Source organism: Streptosporangium sp. NPDC002607 (assembly GCF_053592655.1).
In genome coordinates this window covers 40259-57116 of sequence record NZ_JBSFWD010000026.1, presented here as the reverse complement: position 1 = coordinate 57116, position 16858 = coordinate 40259, and the positions used below count along the sequence as shown (strand labels likewise).

At 66.2% G+C, this 16858-nt stretch carries 14 protein-coding genes and 1 tRNA gene; all 15 read right to left on the bottom strand.

Annotation, left to right across the window (positions count from 1 at the left end):
• Positions 1-71: 71 nt before the first annotated feature.
• Positions 72-542 (bottom strand): 30S ribosomal protein S7, encoded by a 471-nt coding sequence (gene rpsG / locus ACWD3H_RS27060; RefSeq protein ID WP_012887827.1) that lies wholly within the window; start codon positions 540-542, stop codon positions 72-74.
• A 2-nt stretch (positions 543-544) separates the two neighbouring features.
• Positions 545-916, bottom strand: coding sequence for a 30S ribosomal protein S12 (gene rpsL / locus ACWD3H_RS27055; RefSeq protein ID WP_012887826.1), 372 nt, complete (start codon positions 914-916; stop codon positions 545-547).
• Positions 917-1457: 541 nt separating this feature from the next.
• On the bottom strand, positions 1458-5345 hold the full coding sequence (locus tag ACWD3H_RS27050; RefSeq protein ID WP_451956988.1) for a DNA-directed RNA polymerase subunit beta': 3888 nt from the start codon (positions 5343-5345) through the stop codon (positions 1458-1460).
• Positions 5346-5371: 26 nt separating this feature from the next.
• Positions 5372-8839: a DNA-directed RNA polymerase subunit beta gene (gene rpoB, locus ACWD3H_RS27045; RefSeq protein WP_355567499.1), complete on the bottom strand. Its 3468-nt coding sequence runs from the start codon at positions 8837-8839 to the stop codon at positions 5372-5374.
• 443 nt (positions 8840-9282) lie between these two features.
• The gene (locus tag ACWD3H_RS27040) at positions 9283-9807 is read right to left on the bottom strand and encodes a hypothetical protein (RefSeq protein ID WP_451956987.1); all 525 of its coding nucleotides are present in this window, start codon (positions 9805-9807) and stop codon (positions 9283-9285) included.
• Positions 9804-10322 (bottom strand): hypothetical protein, encoded by a 519-nt coding sequence (locus tag ACWD3H_RS27035; protein ID WP_355567493.1) that lies wholly within the window; start codon positions 10320-10322, stop codon positions 9804-9806. The genes ACWD3H_RS27040 and ACWD3H_RS27035 overlap by 4 nt, the downstream gene beginning before the upstream one ends.
• Before the next feature lie 203 nt (positions 10323-10525).
• Positions 10526-11527, bottom strand: coding sequence for an ABC transporter ATP-binding protein (locus ACWD3H_RS27030; protein ID WP_350953879.1), 1002 nt, complete (start codon positions 11525-11527; stop codon positions 10526-10528).
• Between the two features lie 232 nt (positions 11528-11759).
• Positions 11760-12149 carry a 50S ribosomal protein L7/L12 gene (gene rplL, locus ACWD3H_RS27025; RefSeq protein ID WP_030923997.1) on the bottom strand — a complete coding sequence of 130 codons (390 nt, stop codon included), beginning with the start codon at positions 12147-12149 and terminating at the stop codon, positions 11760-11762.
• 82 nt (positions 12150-12231) lie between these two features.
• Positions 12232-12756: a 50S ribosomal protein L10 gene (rplJ, locus tag ACWD3H_RS27020; RefSeq protein WP_030923995.1), complete on the bottom strand. Its 525-nt coding sequence runs from the start codon at positions 12754-12756 to the stop codon at positions 12232-12234.
• A 320-nt stretch (positions 12757-13076) separates the two neighbouring features.
• The gene (locus tag ACWD3H_RS27015; RefSeq protein WP_451956986.1) at positions 13077-13907 is read right to left on the bottom strand and encodes an LppX_LprAFG lipoprotein; all 831 of its coding nucleotides are present in this window, start codon (positions 13905-13907) and stop codon (positions 13077-13079) included.
• A 143-nt stretch (positions 13908-14050) separates the two neighbouring features.
• Entirely contained in the window at positions 14051-14764 is a 714-nt protein-coding gene (gene rplA / locus ACWD3H_RS27010; RefSeq protein WP_030923988.1) for a 50S ribosomal protein L1, read from the bottom strand.
• 169 nt (positions 14765-14933) lie between these two features.
• Positions 14934-15365, bottom strand: a complete 432-nt coding sequence (gene rplK / locus ACWD3H_RS27005) for a 50S ribosomal protein L11 (protein WP_343968369.1) — start codon at positions 15363-15365, stop codon at positions 14934-14936.
• A gap of 161 nt (positions 15366-15526) precedes the next feature.
• Positions 15527-16315, bottom strand: a complete 789-nt coding sequence (gene nusG, locus ACWD3H_RS27000; RefSeq protein WP_350911351.1) for a transcription termination/antitermination protein NusG — start codon at positions 16313-16315, stop codon at positions 15527-15529.
• 72 nt (positions 16316-16387) lie between these two features.
• Entirely contained in the window at positions 16388-16636 is a 249-nt protein-coding gene (secE, locus tag ACWD3H_RS26995) for a preprotein translocase subunit SecE (RefSeq protein WP_037972396.1), read from the bottom strand.
• 75 nt (positions 16637-16711) lie between these two features.
• Positions 16712-16784, bottom strand: a tRNA-Trp gene (locus ACWD3H_RS26990).
• Between the last annotated feature and the right edge of the window lie 74 nt (positions 16785-16858).

Below are 16858 nucleotides of genomic sequence, written 5' to 3'. Positions count from 1 at the left end.
ACCTTGGCCAGGTCAAGAGCGGTCGTGGTGGCCACTTCTCTCGCGTCCTCGTCGTCTCGTCGAAGCCGCTGTTACCAGCGGTAGTGGGCGAAGGCCTTGTTGGACTCGGCCATCTTGTGGGTGTCCTCACGCTTCTTGACGCTTGCGCCGAGGCCGTTGCTGGCATCGAGCAGTTCGTTCATGAGGCGCTCGGTCATGGTCTTCTCGCGGCGGGCCCGGGAGTACTGCACCAGCCAGCGCAGGGCCAGGGTGGTGCTGCGCGCGGCGCGCACCTCGACCGGGACCTGGTAGGTCGCGCCACCGACACGGCGGCTGCGGACCTCAAGGGTGGGCTTGACGTTGTCCAGCGCGCGCTTCAGGGTGACGACCGGGTCGTTGCCGGTCTTCTCCTTGGCTCCTTCGAGGGCGCCGTACACGATGGACTGAGCGATGGACCGCTTGCCGTCCAGGAGCACCTTGTTGATAAGCGCGGTGACCAGGGGCGAGTTGTGAACCGGGTCAGCCATGAGCTGACGACGGCCAGGAGAACCCTTGCGAGGCATTCTTACTTCTCCTTCTTCGCGCCGTAACGGCTACGGGCCTGCTTGCGGTTACGGACACCCTGGGTGTCGAGCGAACCACGGATGATCTTGTAGCGAACACCCGGCAGGTCCTTCACACGACCACCGCGGACGAGCACGATGGAGTGCTCCTGAAGGTTGTGACCGACACCGGGGATGTAGGCCGTGACCTCGATACCGTTGGTGAGCCGGACACGCGCGACCTTGCGGAGCGCGGAGTTCGGCTTCTTGGGGGTCGTGGTGTAAACGCGCATGCAGGTGCCGCGTCGCTGAGGGCTGGCCTTGAGCGCCGGGGTCTTGGTCTTGGTGACCTTGTCCTGGCGGCCCTTGCGGACCAGCTGCTGAATCGTGGGCACCGCGTCTCCGTTCGTGCTAGCCGGTTAATCGAATGTCGTGCATTTTGCAGGTACTGCCGGTGTCATGACCTGCGGTTCTTTCATCCCCTCCGACCCACGCGGTCGGGCGTGTCGCGCACTTGTCACGCCACAACCCGGTCAAGGCCGGTCCGGTGGAGGAGGCCATGCGGCGCCCCTGCCGACTCCCCACCGGGAACCTGTCGACGCACACGCATGAGGGCCCATGAAGACATGGGCACGAAGGGCAAGACTACCCAGCCCAGCGCAACACGTCAAAACGGCCGCACCCGCAGGGCGCCGCTGTGGGCGCCCGCATTCGTGTCATGACTCCCACGACCGGTTACCGACCGACCGCTTCTGGGTCCACGTCGAGTTTACCCGTCGCAGAGCACTTCTCCGGCCGTTCTCCCCATTAACGTACGGCTTTCGCCGCAACATTCCGGTCAAGAAAGGGCCACACCCACCCGTCACGGACGTGAACACGGTGGAAAGGCAGCGGCGCCCGGCCCCCTGCCGGGGACCGGGCGCCGCCTGCGATCACTTAGCGGTTGTACTGACCGAAGTCGTACTCCTCCAGCGGCACGGCCTCACCGGAGCCCGAACCGAAGGTGTAGTCCGCCGCGGAGCCGTCGTAGCCGCCGACCGTGTACATCGCGGCCTTGGCCTCCTCGGTGGGCTCGACCCGGATGTTGCGGTACTGCGGCATGCCGGTACCGGCCGGGATGAGCTTTCCGATGATGACGTTCTCCTTGAGGCCGAGCAGCGAGTCCGACTTGGCGTGGATCGCCGCGTCGGTGAGCACTCGGGTCGTCTCCTGGAAGGACGCCGCGGACAGCCAGGACTCGGTGGCGAGCGAGGCCTTGGTGATACCCATCAGCACCGGACGCCCGGAGGCCGGCGTGCCGCCCTCCGCCACGCACTCGCGGTTGATCCGCTCGAAGCGCGGCCGCTCGACGAGCTCACCGGGCAGCATGTCGGCGTCGCCGGACTCCAGCACGTTCACGCGCTTGAGCATCTGCCGCACGATGATCTCGATGTGCTTGTCGTGGATCGACACACCCTGCGAGCGGTAGACCTGCTGGACCTCCGCCACAAGGTGCAGCTGCACGGCCCGGGGGCCGAGGATGCGCAGCACCTCGTTGGGGTTGACGGCACCGGCGATCAGCTGCTGGCCGACCTTGACCCGCTGCCCGTCGGAGACCAGCATGCGCGACCGCATCGACACCGGGTAGGCGACCTCCTCGGAACCGTCGTCCGGGACGATCACGATCTTCCGGGTCTTGTCGGTCTCGTCGACGCGGACCCGGCCCTCGGCCTCGCTGATCGGGGCGACGCCCTTGGGGACGCGCGCCTCGAAAAGCTCCTGGACACGGGGCAGACCGTGGGTGATGTCGGCGCCCGCCACACCACCGGTGTGGAAGGTCCGCATCGTCAGCTGGGTGCCGGGCTCACCGATCGACTGGGCGGCGATGATGCCGACCGCCTCGCCGACGTCCACGAGCTTGCCGGTCGCGAGCGAGCGGCCGTAGCAGGTGGCGCAGACACCGATCTTGGCCTCGCAGACGAGGGCGCTGCGGGTCCTGACGGTCTCCACTCCGGCCTCGACCAGGGCGGTGACGTGGATGTCGTTGATGTCGACGCCCACCGGCGCGATGATCTTGCCGTCCACCTCCACGTCCTCGGCGAGGATGCGGCCGTGCACGTTGCTCTCGGCGTTCTCCGCCTTGACCAGGTTGCCCTGAGCGTCGCGGTCGGCGACGTGCAGCGGGACGGCGCGGTCGGTGCCGCAGTCGATCTCGCGGACGATGACGTCCTGTGCGACGTCCACCAGACGACGGGTCAGGTACCCCGAGTCGGCGGTCCGCAGCGCGGTGTCCGCCAGACCCTTCCGCTGGCCGTGGGTGGAGATGAAGTACTCCAGCACCGACAGACCCTCGCGGAACGAGGCCTTGATCGGGCGCGGGATCGTCTCACCCTTGGTGTTGGACACCAGACCACGGATGCCGGAGATCTGCCGGACCTGCATCAGGTTTCCTCGGGCGCCCGACTGGACCATCATCCAGACCGGGTTGGTCTTCGGGAACGCCTTCTGCATGTCGTCGGTCACGTCGCTGGTCGCGTGCGTCCAGATCTCGATGAGCTCCTGACGACGCTCCTCGTCCGTGATCAGACCACGCTCGTACTCGCGCTGGACCTTGTCGGCCCGGCGCTCGTACGTCTCCATGATCTCGGACTTGTTCGGCGGCGCGATGACGTCCTCGATGGAGATCGTCACACCGGCCCTGGTCGCCCAGTAGAAGCCGGCGTCCTTGAGGGCGTCGAGCGCGGCCGCGACCTCGACCTTGGGGTACTTCTCGGCGAGCTCGTTGACGATGACCGACAGCTGCTTCTTGCCGACCTGCGAGTTCACGTACGGGTAGTTCGCCGGCAGGGTCTGGTTGAACAGGCAGCGGCCCAGAGTGGTCTCCAGGCGGTAGCTGTCACCGGCCTCCCAGCCCTCGGGGCCCGCCCAGCCGCGGGGCGGCGGGACGTCTCCCCGCATCCGGATCTGGATCTGCGACTGGATGTCGAGCTCCCGGCGGTCGAAGGCCATCAGCGCCTCCGACACCGAGCCGAAGACCCGTCCCTGGCCGACGCCGTTCTCGTCCTCGTCCTTGATCGTGGTCAACGAGTAGAGACCGATGATCATGTCCTGGGTGGGCATGGTCACGGGCTTGCCGTCGGCCGGCTTCAGGATGTTGTTCGTCGACAGCATCAGGATGCGGGCCTCGGCCTGCGCCTCGGCGGACAGCGGCAGGTGCACGGCCATCTGGTCGCCGTCGAAGTCCGCGTTGAACGCGGTGCAGACGAGCGGGTGGATCTGGATGGCCTTGCCCTCGACCAGCTGCGGCTCGAAGGCCTGGATGCCCAGGCGGTGCAGGGTCGGCGCGCGGTTGAGCAGCACGGGGTGCTCGGTGATGACCTCTTCGAGGACGTCCCACACGACCGGGCGAGCACGCTCGACCATCCGCTTGGCCGACTTGATGTTCTGCGCGTGGTTCAGGTCGACCAGGCGCTTCATCACGAACGGCTTGAAGAGCTCCAGCGCCATCTGCTTGGGCAGACCGCACTGGTGCAGCTTCAGCTGCGGGCCGACGACGATGACCGAACGGCCGGAGTAGTCGACTCGCTTGCCCAGCAGGTTCTGGCGGAACCGGCCCTGCTTGCCTTTCAGCATGTCGCTGAGGGACTTCAGGGGGCGGTTGCCCGGACCGGTGACCGGGCGGCCGCGGCGGCCGTTGTCGAACAGCGCGTCGACGGCCTCCTGGAGCATCCGCTTCTCGTTGTTCACGATGATCTCGGGGGCACCGAGGTCGAGAAGCCGCTTGAGGCGGTTGTTCCGGTTGATCACACGGCGGTACAGGTCGTTCAGGTCCGAGGTGGCGAACCGGCCACCGTCGAGCTGCACCATGGGGCGCAGGTCCGGCGGGATGACCGGGATGCAGTCGAGAACCATCCCGTTGGGCGAGTTGCGGGTGTTCAGGAACGCCGACACGACCTTGAGACGCTTGAGCGCGCGGGCCTTCTTCTGGCCCTTGCCGCTGCGGATCGTCTCGCGCAGGTTCTCGGCCTCAAGGGCGAGGTCGAAGTTGGTCAGACGCTCCTGGATGGCCTGGGCGCCCATGCCACCGCGGAAGTAACGGCCGAAGCGGTCGCGCATCTCGCGGTAGAGCAGCTCGTCGCCCTCAAGGTCCTGGACCTTGAGGTTCTTGAAGCGGCTCCAGACCTCGTCCAGCCGGTCCAGCTCGCGCTGGGCCCGGTCACGCAGCTGCCGCATCTCACGCTCGGCGCCCTCACGCACCTTGCGGCGCTGGTCGCCCTTGGCGCCGGCGGCCTCAAGCTCGGCCAGGTCGGTCTCCAGCTTGCGCTGGCGAGCCTCGATGTCGGCGTCACGGCGCTGCTCGACGTGCTGCCGCTCGACGGAGATCTTCGCCTCCAGCGACGGCAGGTCACGCTCGCGCATTTCCTTGTCGACGTGCGTGATCATGTAGGCCGCGAAGTAGATGACCTTCTCGAGGTCCTTCGGGGCCAGGTCGAGCAGGTATCCCAGACGGGACGGGACACCCTTGAAGTACCAGATGTGCGTGACGGGCGCGGCCAGCTCGATGTGGCCCATCCGCTCACGACGCACCTTGGCGCGGGTCACCTCGACGCCACAGCGCTCACAGATGATGCCCTTGAAGCGGACGCGCTTGTACTTACCGCAGTAGCACTCCCAGTCGCGGGTCGGACCGAAGATCTTCTCGCAGAAGAGTCCGTCCTTCTCGGGCTTGAGCGTCCGGTAGTTGATGGTTTCGGGCTTCTTCACCTCGCCGTGCGACCACTGGCGGATGTCGTCGGCGGTCGCGAGGCCGATCCGAAGCTCGTCGAAGAAGTTGACGTCGAGCACTTGTAATCCCCTCCTCAGCTTCTAGATCAGACCTCTTCGACGCTGCTCGGCTCACGCCGGGACAGGTCGATGCCGAGTTCTTCCGCGGCGCGGAAGACGTCTTCGTCGGTGTCGCGCATCTCGATGGACATGCCGTCGCTGGAGAGCACCTCGACGTTCAGGCACAGCGACTGCATTTCCTTGATGAGGACCTTGAACGACTCCGGGATGCCCGGCTCGGGGATGTTCTCGCCCTTGACGATCGCCTCGTAGACCTTCACCCGGCCGAGGACGTCGTCGGACTTGATGGTGAGCAGTTCCTGGAGCGCGTAGGCGGCGCCGTACGCCTCCAGAGCCCAGACCTCCATCTCACCGAAGCGCTGGCCACCGAACTGGGCCTTACCACCGAGCGGCTGCTGGGTGATCATGGAGTACGGGCCGGTCGAACGAGCGTGGATCTTGTCGTCGACCAGGTGGAGCAGCTTCAGGATGTAGATGTAGCCGACGGAGATCGGGTGCGGGAACGGCTCGCCGGAACGGCCGTCGAACAGCTGGGCCTTTCCGTTCGCGCCGACCATGCGCCCGCCGTCCCTGTTGACCAGGGTGTTGTCGAGCAGGCCGATGATCTCTTCCTCGTTGGCACCGTCGAACACCGGCGTGGCCATGTTGGTGCGCGGGTCGACCTCTGCGAAGCCCTTGTCACGCAGCCGCTCGGCCCATGCCTCCTCGATGCCCGAGATGTCCCAGCCTCTGGCCGCGATCCATCCCAGGTGGGTCTCCAGGACCTGGCCGACGTTCATTCGGCCGGGCACGCCCAGCGGGTTGAGGATGATGTCGACCGCCGTGCCGTCCTCAAGGAACGGCATGTCCTCGACCGGAAGGATCTTGGAGATGACACCCTTGTTGCCATGACGACCGGCCAGCTTGTCACCGTCGGTGATCTTACGCTTCTGGGCCACGTAGACGCGGACCAGCTCGTTGACGCCGGGGGGGAGCTCGTCGCCCTCCTCGCGGCTGAACACGCGAACGCCGATGACCTTGCCCTGCTCGCCGTGCGGCACCTTCAGGGAGGTGTCACGGACCTCGCGGGCCTTCTCACCGAAGATCGCGCGGAGCAGGCGCTCCTCGGGGGTCAGCTCGGTCTCACCCTTGGGTGTGACCTTGCCGACAAGGATGTCGCCGGGGACGACCTCGGCGCCGATGCGGATAATGCCGCGCTCGTCGAGGTCGGCCAGGACCTCCTCGGAGACGTTCGGGATGTCCCGGGTGATCTCCTCGGGGCCCAGCTTGGTGTCGCGGGCGTCGACCTCGTGCTCCTCGATGTGGATCGAGGACAGGACGTCGTCCTGCACCAGGCGCTGGGAGAGGATGATCGCGTCCTCGTAGTTGTGACCCTCCCACGGCATGAACGCCACCAGGAGGTTCTTGCCCAGGGCCATCTCGCCGTTGTCGGTGCAGGGACCGTCCGCGACGACCTGGTTCACCTCGATCCGGTCGCCTTCCGCGACGATCGGCTTCTGGTTGAAGCAGGTGCCCTGGTTGGAGCGCTTGAACTTGGCGACGCGGTAGGTCGTGCGGGTGCCGTCGTCGTTCATCACCGTGACGTAGTCGGCGGAGACCTCCTCGACCACGCCCGCCTTCTCGGCGGTGATGACGTCGCCGGCGTCGGTCGCGGCACGGTACTCCATGCCGGTGCCGACCAGCGGCGCCTCGCTCTTGAGCAGCGGCACCGACTGGCGCTGCATGTTGGAGCCCATGAGCGCGCGGTTGGCGTCGTCGTGCTCCAGGAACGGGATCATCGCGGTCGCCACGGACACCATCTGGCGTGCCGAGACGTCCATGTAGTCGACCTCGTTGGCGCGCAGGGACTCGAACTCCCCGCCCTTCCTGCGGACGAGCACCCGCGACTCGAGGAACGTTCCGTCGGGGCCGATCGGCGTGTTCGCCTGGGCGATGACGTGCCGGTCCTCCTCGTCCGCGGTCAGGTACTCGACCTGGTCGGTGACCCGGCCTTCGACGACCTTGCGGTACGGGGTCTCGACGAAGCCGAAGGAGTTGACCCGGCCGAAGGAGGCCAGCGAGCCGATCAGACCGATGTTCGGTCCTTCCGGCGTCTCGATCGGGCACATCCGGCCGTAGTGCGAGGGGTGAACGTCCCGGACCTCGAAGCCGGCCCGCTCACGGGAGAGACCACCGGGGCCCAGCGCGGACAGACGACGCTTGTGCGTCAGGCCGGCGAGGGGGTTGGTCTGGTCCATGAACTGCGACAGCTGGGAGGTGCCGAAGAACTCCTTGATCGACGCCACGACCGGGCGGATGTTGATCAGGGTCTGCGGCGTGATCGCCTCGACGTCCTGGGTCGTCATCCGCTCGCGGACGACGCGCTCCATGCGGGCCAGCCCCAGGCGGACCTGGTTCTGGATGAGCTCGCCCACCGTACGGAGCCGGCGGTTGCCGAAGTGGTCGATGTCGTCGGTCTCGACGACGATCTCACCGTTGGCGCCGGGCATCGACACCTCGCCGGCGTGCAGCCGGACGATGTACTCGATGGTGGCGACGATGTCGTCCTCGGTGAGCGTGCCCTGGGTGATCTCGCTGTCGACCCCGAGCTTCTTGTTGATCTTGTAACGGCCGACCTTGGCGAGGTCGTAGCGCTTGGAGTTGAAGTACAGGTTCTCCAGCAGCGTCTGCGCCGACTCCTTGGTCGGCGGCTCGCCCGGGCGCAGCTTGCGGTAGATGTCGAGCAGAGCGTCGTCCTGGCCGGCCGTGTGGTCCTTCTCCAGGGTCGCCCGCATGGACTCGTACTGCCCGAAACGCTCAAGGATCTGCTCGCTGGTCCAGCCGAGCGCCTTGAGCAGGACGGTGACGGCCTGCTTGCGCTTGCGGTCGATGCGGACACCGACGCTGTCCCGCTTGTCGATCTCGAACTCTAGCCAGGCGCCCCGGGAGGGAATCACCTTGCATCCGTAGAGGTCCTTGTCCGAGGTCTTGTCGACGCTGCGGTCGAAGTAGACACCCGGGGACCGGACCAGCTGGGAGACGACGACACGCTCGGTGCCGTTGATGATGAATGTGCCCTTGCCGGTCATGAGCGGGAAGTCGCCCATGAACACGGTCTGGCTCTTGATCTCACCAGTGGTGTTATTGATGAACTCCGCCGTGACGAACATCGGGGCGGAGTAGGTCATGTCCTTGTCTTTGCACTCATCGACTGAGTACTTGGGCGGCTCGAACCGGTGGTCCCGGAACGACAGGGACATGGTCCCGGAGAAGTCCTCGATGGGACTGATCTCCTCAAAGATCTCTTCGAGGCCCGACTGGGCCGGAACGTCCTTGCGCCCGGCCTGGCGAGCCGCCTCGACCCGCCCCTTCCACTTCTCGTTGCCGAGCAACCAGTCGAAGGACTCGGTCTGAAGAGCGAGAAGATCAGGAACTTCGAGCGGCTCCTGAATTCGTGCGAAAGACACACGACGGGGACCGGCGGGTACGGCGAAGGCGTTGCGCGAGGCTGCCAACAGATGTCCTTCCGAGGGCTCGCGGCGGACTGACTACACGCACGCCAGACGACCATGCATCAGAGCACCAAAAGAAGCGGGTCGTCAAAGGGCAGCGCAAAGGGGCAGTGTAGCCGAACGGCACACACCTGTCCACCTCAGTCTCACTGCAAGCTCCACGTTGGTCGCAGCATCGCCCGTCAGAGCCGAAACGTCAAGCCCGGGAGCTGACATTTCGGCCGGGAAATAGCCGAGACCCTGGGAGTTTTCCCACCGGGTGACCTGCGCACACCACAGGATCCAACACGATCTCCGACCTGGTGTGGCTGACGCTGAGTCACCCGGCGGTTCGAACGCCAGCCGATGGTTCGACTGACGATCGACGCTGCCGTGGCAGGTGTACCCAACCGCGGACCCATCCCAAACCAAGGTTTTACTAACAATTGAATGAAGCGACGCGCCGATCATGGTGACGGAGGATCTCCGAGCAGTGTGGAGAGCTCGGCGACGAACCAGCGAGAGTCCTTCTTGACCATGATGAACCTGGCCCGGTTCTGGCTGACCTGCCGGCGCGGTTCCTTTCCCCCCTGAGGGGTCTTCACGGTGCTCATGTTCATGAACAGCAGCACCTGGACCCGACCGGAGTCGCCGGACTCCACCGACTCCACGCCCGCCCCGATCACCGTCGCCTGTTGCACGGCTCTCTGCTCCCTGGCCTGCGCGGCCATGCCCCTGGTCAGCTGCCGGTAGTGCAGGCTGAGCGCCCCGGTCGTGTAACCGCCCGCCCTTGCGAAATCCTGTTCGATCGTACGATAGTCGTAGGACAGCATGTCGGAGGCGACCGACCGGGCCGTGGCGAGCGCCTCCTGTCCGGCCCTCTCGTCCGCGCGCAGCCTGCTGAGATCTGTGAACATGATCCAGACCACCGCCGCGAGCGCGAGCGCCACGACGACCATGAGTCCGACCGCCAACCGGGAGGCGCGCGTCACGGCACCAGCTCCGCCTTGGACACGAGCCAGGCTCCCCCGACCTTGGTCACTTCCATGTTCCACCGGTGGAACTGCTCCCGTGGAGCGTTCTTACTCCCGTCCCACCGGATCACCTCATCGCCCACCACCATCACCTGGGCCGTGTCCCCTGTCAACGAGACCAGCCCCAGGGCGCGTAGCGCGCCCGCACGGAGGATCTTGTCCTTGATCGTGCCCTCCCTGCGCTCCGCGGCGGTTCTGACGTACTCGGCCCTGGCCTCACCCGTGGAGCCGTCGAGGATTCGCTGGATGTCGGCGTCGACGCTCCGGTATCCGACGGAGAGCAGATGCACCGCGTGCGCTCCCGCCGCCCGTGTCGCCGCCTGTCTGTCGTCCGCCGCCGCCTGGGCGTCGCGCAGGTCGGAGCCGATCCAGAGCGCGGCGACGAGCAGCATCGCGATCAGCACTCCGAGCACCGGTGCTGCGATCCTGAGCGTGCGACGGGGGCGGCGGAGGCGAGCGGCGTGCACTGCCATGCGTTCTCTCCCATCGCACGGTCCGTGGAACGCGAGCCGGTGAGCGCGGCTTTCCCGCCACCGGGACGGCATGCTCCCCGATCGCCGGATCATAACCCGCCGCACAGATCCGCATACCAGCCTTTGCTCACCTGCTTCGGGCCGTTTCGCCCAGCGTTTCGCTTCGTGCGGTGAACGGCGGGACGCCCGCTACCCGCCCGCGGTCAACGTGCGCCGTGGACGTGCGCCGTGACCAGCCGGGGATACTCCTCCAGCCAGTTCCGGCCTCTCTCGTCCACGAACGAGTTGGGCGGCGGGATGACCCCGTTGGCGGCCAGCCACGAACCCGGCGGGCGCTGCGTGCGGCGGATCCGGCTCTCGCTCGGCATCAGTTGCGGCGGGATCGGCGGCAGCCCGCCGGGGTCGTGCCCCATCTGGGCCTCGGCCTCCAACTCGGAGACGTCCTTCTCCTCGGACATGCCGATCGGGCCGTGCCTGCGGGCGTTGAGGAACTGCCTGACCACCGGCTCGTCGCTGGAGAGCAGCATCTCCCTCGGCCCGAACATGATCAGCTCACGCCGGAACAGCAGGCCGATGCTGTCGGGCACCGTACGGGCGGTGTTGATGTCGTGGGTGACGATGAGGAAGGTGGCCTCGATCTCCGCGTTGAGATCGACGATCAGCTGGTTGAGATAGGTCGTGCGAACCGGGTCGAGGCCCGAATCGGGCTCGTCGAACAGGATGATCTCGGGGTCGAGGACCAGCGCCCTGGCCAGGCCCGCACGCTTGCGCATGCCGCCGGAGATCTCGCCGGGAAGCTTGCCTTCGGCGCCGGCCAGCCCGACGAGCTCCATCTTCTCCATCACGATGCGGCGGATCTCGGTCTCGCTCTTCCTGGTGTGCTCGCGCAGCGGGAAGGCGACGTTGTCGTAGAGGTTGAGCGAGCCGAACAGCGCCCCGTCCTGGAACAGCACGCCGAACAGCCGCCTGAGCTCGTAGAGCTTGTTCTCACTGCAGTTGGCGAGGTCGTGCCCGTCGATCCAGATGTGGCCGCGTTCGGGCCTCAGCAGGCCCACCAGGGTCTTCAGGAAAACGGATTTGCCCGTGCCGGACGGACCGAGCAGCACGGAGATCTCACCGGCGGGAAGCGTCAGCGTGACGTCCTCCCAGATGACCTGCTTCCCAAACGACTTGGTCAGACCCTCTACCACGACTTCGACGCCCACGTGCCGCCTTTCAGGAGCCCGCGGGACGTGCCCGTCCCGCGGCGTGCCGGAGACTCCGCCGGCAGAACCTGCGACTGCATCAACCGTAGCCGCGATCGCCCGAATTGGAAGAGGGTCCAATAGCTTCCGTCGATCGTTATGCCGTGGTTATAAGACATCGTGTCCAACAGAGCGAACACAAAAAGAGCGGGCCACCGGCACCAGGTGGACCCGCTCTTTCCGGTAAGACGAACTACTTGACGGTGACCGTCGCGCCGGCACCCTCAAGGGCGGCCTTGGCCTTCTCGGCCTGCTCCTTGTTGACCTTGCCGTCGAAGACGGACTTGGGAGCGCCGTCAACGAGGTCCTTGGCCTCCTTGAGGCCCAGGCTCGTCAGGGCGCGGATCTCCTTGATGACCTGGATCTTCTTGTCGCCGGCGGCCTCGAGGACGACGTCGAACTCGTCCTGCTCCTCGACCTCTTCGGCAGCGGCCGCACCGGGGGCGGCAGCGGCGGCGACGGCGACCGGAGCGGCGGCCTTGACGTCGAAGGTCTCCTCGAAGAGCTTCACGAAGTCGGACAGCTCAAGGAGAGTCATCTCCTTGAAAGCGTCGAGCAGCTCGTCGGTGCTGAGCTTCGCCATGATGGTTCCTCCATACGGATCTGACAATTAAGGAAAGTTGGGACCGCGGTTGCGTTAATCCCCTGTGACCGCCTGCGCGGACCTACTCGCCGGCGCCTTCGCGCTTGGCGCGCAGTGCCTCGGCCAGCTGAGCCATGTTGGTGGGCAGCGCGTTGAAGACGGCGGCCGCGTGGCCCTGCTTCGCCTTCATCGCACCGGCCAGCTTCGCGAGGAGAACCTCACGCGACTCGAGGTCGGCAAGCTTGGTGATCTCGTCCGGCGTCATCGACCTGCCGTCGACGACACCGCCCTTGATGACCAGGAGGGGATTGGCCTTGGCGAAGTCACGCAGACTCTTGGCAGCCTCGACCACGTCGCCGTTGACGAACGCGATCGCCGACGGACCCGCGAGCAGGTCGTTGAGCTGGTTGAACCCGGCCTCAGTGGCCGCGATCTTGGTCAGCGTGTTCTTCACCACGGCGAACTTCGCATTCTCACCGAGAGAAACGCGCAGCTGCTTGAGCTGGGCGACGGTGAGACCGCGGTATTCGGTCAGAACGGCAGCATTGGAGCCGTCGAAGCTGCTCTTCAGCTCAGCGACAGCCGTTGCCTTTTCTGCCTTCGCCATGGGCCTCCTTCCAGATGTGCCGCCGGGGTAAGGGCCCATGAAAAACAGACAAGCCCCGGCGCAGGCGCACGGGGCTCACATAAGGAGATTAATCCAGATGAAAACTCACATCACACCTACGCGGGCCGTCCACTGACGTGGCTCCTTAGGTCATCAGGCCATGCGGCCCGACGACGACCGGCGGTCTTCGGCGTTGACAGCGTACGCCCTGCCGTCCACGAATGCCAAATCAGTCCTGGAAACCGGTCCCGTCCCCGTCGACGGGAAAAGGCTCGCGCCCCCCGCCCGTGCGGGCGGGGGGCGCGAATCTCGGGAGAACCTCAGTTTCCGCCGCGGTGCTCGGGCAGGTCGCCCACCTGGTCGGCGGGCGGCGCGGTGATCTCGACGGGCTCGTTGAAGCCCTTGAAGAACGCCGTCAGGCCGAACGTCACACCCCGCTCGGAGCCACCGAGCGTGACCTTGCGGGGCAGGCTCTGCGCATCGGCCCAGAGGTCGAACTTCACGTTCTTGACCTGTGAGAACTCCTCCTGGAGCTTCTCGCGCTTGGCCGGGTCGAGCAGCTGTGCGGCCTCGGCCACCGGGAAGGTACCGCTGTAGTGGGTGGTGTCGACCCCGCCGACCGTTTCGGTGCCGACCGCCTTGACGTCCTTCGAGGCGGTCAGCAGCTTGACGGTGCCGGCCAGGTCGAACTGCTGGGCCTGGTCCATGAACTGCCTGACCCCGGCCTGACCCTTGGCGTCGAGCTCGCTGAGCGACACCTTGACCCACGGCTTGGTGGTGCCGGCGAACCTGTTGAGGAGCTCGGACTTCACGTAGACCGTCTCACCCGACAGGATGGCCCGCGCCCCGCCGGGCACGTTCTGGCCACCGAAGGTGACCGTGTCGAGCTTGATGTCCGTCGCCAGCTGGGGCTTGCTCTGGTAGAGCATGCTGCCCTGGATCTTGCTCGCACCCTTCTCGCCGCCGCTCGCGTCGAGAACCAGGTCCGCGGAGTAGGAGGTGACCTCCTCGGCCTTCTGTGCGCTCTGCTGCACCGCGTCGGCCGCGGCCAGTTTGACGTTTCCGAGGGAGCCGGTGCCCTGCGCACCGCATCCCGCGACCGCGACGAGCGCGGCCGCTCCCAGTGCCACTGCCGGAGCCAATCGGCGCATTTCGTCTTCACCCTTTCGTTCCCCCGATGATCCTGACTACGACAGTACGCGCCGGGAAAGCCGGGCGCGTCCTTCGGAAGAACGAAGAAGGGCCTCAACCGAATGGCCATTCGGTTGAGGCCCGCTGCGAAAGACGTCTGGTATCAGGCGTCGAGCTCGGCGGTCAGCGCCCGCGTCTGGTTGGGGTCGACCTGGATGCCGGGGCCCATGGACGTGGAGAAGACGACCTTCTTGACGTAGCGTCCCTTGGCCGCGGACGGCTTGAGACGGATCACCTCTTCGAGGGCGGCGGCGTAGTTCTCGATGAGCTGACGCTCGCCGAAGGACACCTTGCCGATGATGAAGTGCAGGTTCGCGTGCCGGTCGACACGGAACTCGATCTTGCCGCCCTTGATGTCGGTGACGGCCTTGCCGACGGCCGGGGTCACGGTGCCGGTCTTGGGGTTCGGCATCAGGCCACGGGGGCCGAGCACGCGGCCCAGGCGGCCGACCTTGCCCATGAGGTCCGGGGTGGCGACGACGGCGTCGAAGTCGAGGCGGCCCTTGGCGACCTCGTCGATCAGCTCGTCGGCACCGACGATGTCGGCACCCGCGGCGCGAGCCTCCTCGGCACGGTCACCGGTCGCGAAGACCAGGACCCGGGCGGTCTTGCCGGTGCCGTGCGGGAGGTTGACGGTGCCGCGGACCATCTGGTCGGCCTTGCGGGGGTCGACACCCAGCCGCAGGGCCACCTCGACGGTGGCGTCGAACTTGGCGACGTTGGTCTCCTTGGCCAGCTTGGCCGCCTGGGCCGGGCTGTACAGGGTGTCGCGGTCGACCTGCGCCGCTGCGGCGCGGAATCCCTTGCTGCGCTTCACTTGCTCACTCCTTTGATCCGAGTGTCCGTGGTACGGGCCAGCGCCGGCCCCTCCACTTACTCCGAAATTGGCGGATGTCGCTCTAATCCGCCTACTTGGATCCCTGTTCGATCTCGCGGACGAGGTTCATCGCCGCGAGGTCGCCGCCGGGTCCGTACGGCGGGTGTTGCTAGTCGGCGATCGTGATGCCCATCGACCGGGCGGTGCCGGCGATGATCTTCTCGGCCGCCTCGATGTCGTTGGCGTTGAGGTCCTGCATCTTGGTCTCGGCGATCTGGCGCAGCTGCTCCTTGGTGAGCTTGCCGACCTTGTCCTTCTGCGGGACGGCCGAACCCTTCGCGACACCGGCGGCCTTCTTGATCAGCTCAGGCGCCGGAGGCGTCTTCGTGACGAAGGTGAAGGTGCGGTCCTCGTAGATGGTGATCTCAACGGGGATGATGTTGCCGCGCTGGGCCTCGGTGGCAGCGTTGTACTGCTTCACGAAGTCCATGATGTTGACGCCGTGCGGACCGAGGGCGGTACCGACCGGCGGCGCGGGCGTGGCCTGGCCAGCGGGGAGCTGGACCTTGACCAGCGCGGCGAGCTTCTTCTTAGGAGGCATGCTTCTCTCCGGGTCCTTCTTCTCTGAACGGTGTTCCTGAGTCCCCGCGACCGCGGGGACCACCACCGCGGGGCCCACCACGGCAACCGCAGCTTGACCGGCGCGGTGGACGGAACATCCCCGCGACCGCGGGGCAGACTGACGAAGTCTACGCGACCGGCCTAGATCTTCGAGACCTGGTTGAACGAGAGCTCGACCGGGGTCTCGCGACCGAAGATCGACACGAGCACCTTGAGCTTCTGCGACTCGGCGCTGATCTCGCTGACCGTGGCGGGCAGCGTGGCGAACGGGCCGTCCATGACGGTGACGGACTCACCGATCTCGAAGTCGACGGTCGCGGCGGAGGCCTTCGCGGTCGACTTCTTGACCTCTTCCGACGGCTCGGGCGCGAGCAGCTTGGCGACCTCTTCGAGGCTCAGCGGGCTCGGCTTGTTGGACAGACCGACAAAGCCGGTCACGCCGGGCGTGTTACGCACCGCGGACCAGGACTCGTCGGTGAGCTCCATCCGGACCAGCACGTAGCCGGGCAGCACCCGCTCCTTGACCAGCTGGCGCTTGCCGCTCTTGATCTCGGTCACGTGGTGGGTGGGCACCTCGACCTGGAAGATGTAGTCCTCCATGTTGAGGGACTGCGTGCGGGTCTCGATGTTGGACTTCACGCGGTTCTCGTAGCCGGCGTAGGAGTGGATGACGTACCACTCGCCGAACAGACCCCGCAGGTGCCGCTTGAACTCCTCGACCGGGTCGACGTCGGGAAGGACGTCACCGTCTTCGTCGACGGCGCCGGCCGGGGCCTGCTCGGCCTCGTTTTCGGCGTCGGCGTCGGTTTCGGCGTCGACATCCTGCCCGTCGGACTCGCCAAGCGACTCCTCGGTGACGTCTACGGCCTTCTCCAGCTCATCCTCGCGCTCTTCGCGGGGCTCGCCGGCCGACTGTGCAGACTCGGACACGGTGCTCTTTCTCTTTTCGTCGATGGCTGATGGACTCGTCCGCAGGGCGGCCCGCCCGCCGGAGACCGCGGCTCAGGCTCCGCCGAAGATTCTCAGCACGCCCTCGGTGAACAGCGCATCCAAAGCCGACACGATCCCGACCATGATCAGAACGAAGACCAGGACGATGATGGTGTACGAAATGAGGTCTTTGCGCGTGGGCCAGATGACCTTACGCAGCTCGGCGACAACCTGCCGATAGAAAAGGGCGGGAGAAGTGCGCTTCGCCTTCTTCTCACCGCTCGGCTTGTCTGCGGTTTCGCCGCGCGTGTCGATCGCCACAGTCCTCACCTGAATCCATCGAGTCCAACGCATATCAGCGGCGCGCTAGACGCCAGATGCGCGGACCGCTCCTCGCAGGGCACGAGGGACTCGAACCCCCAACCGCCGGTTTTGGAGACCGGTGCGCTACCAATTGCGCTAGTGCCCTAAGACATGAACCACCATACATCGGTTGGACCGAAGTTTGTCCGCGGCTCACGGTCTTGACCGCCGGTTCACGCA

Bases quoted from the DNA above. Each gene is read 5' to 3' on its own strand.
- ACWD3H_RS27015 (WP_451956986.1), bottom strand. From the start codon at position 13,907: ATGCGCCGATTGGCTCCGGCAGTGGCACTGGGAGCGGCCGCGCTCGTC.
- rplL (WP_030923997.1), bottom strand. From the start codon at position 12,149: ATGGCGAAGCTCAGCACCGACGAGCTGCTCGACGCTTTCAAGGAGATG.
- rplK (WP_343968369.1), bottom strand. From the start codon at position 15,365: ATGCCTCCTAAGAAGAAGCTCGCCGCGCTGGTCAAGGTCCAGCTCCCC.
- ACWD3H_RS27035 (WP_355567493.1), bottom strand. From the start codon at position 10,322: ATGGCAGTGCACGCCGCTCGCCTCCGCCGCCCCCGTCGCACGCTCAGG.
- rpsG (WP_012887827.1), bottom strand. From the start codon at position 542: ATGCCTCGCAAGGGTTCTCCTGGCCGTCGTCAGCTCATGGCTGACCCG.
- rplJ (WP_030923995.1), bottom strand. From the start codon at position 12,756: ATGGCGAAGGCAGAAAAGGCAACGGCTGTCGCTGAGCTGAAGAGCAGC.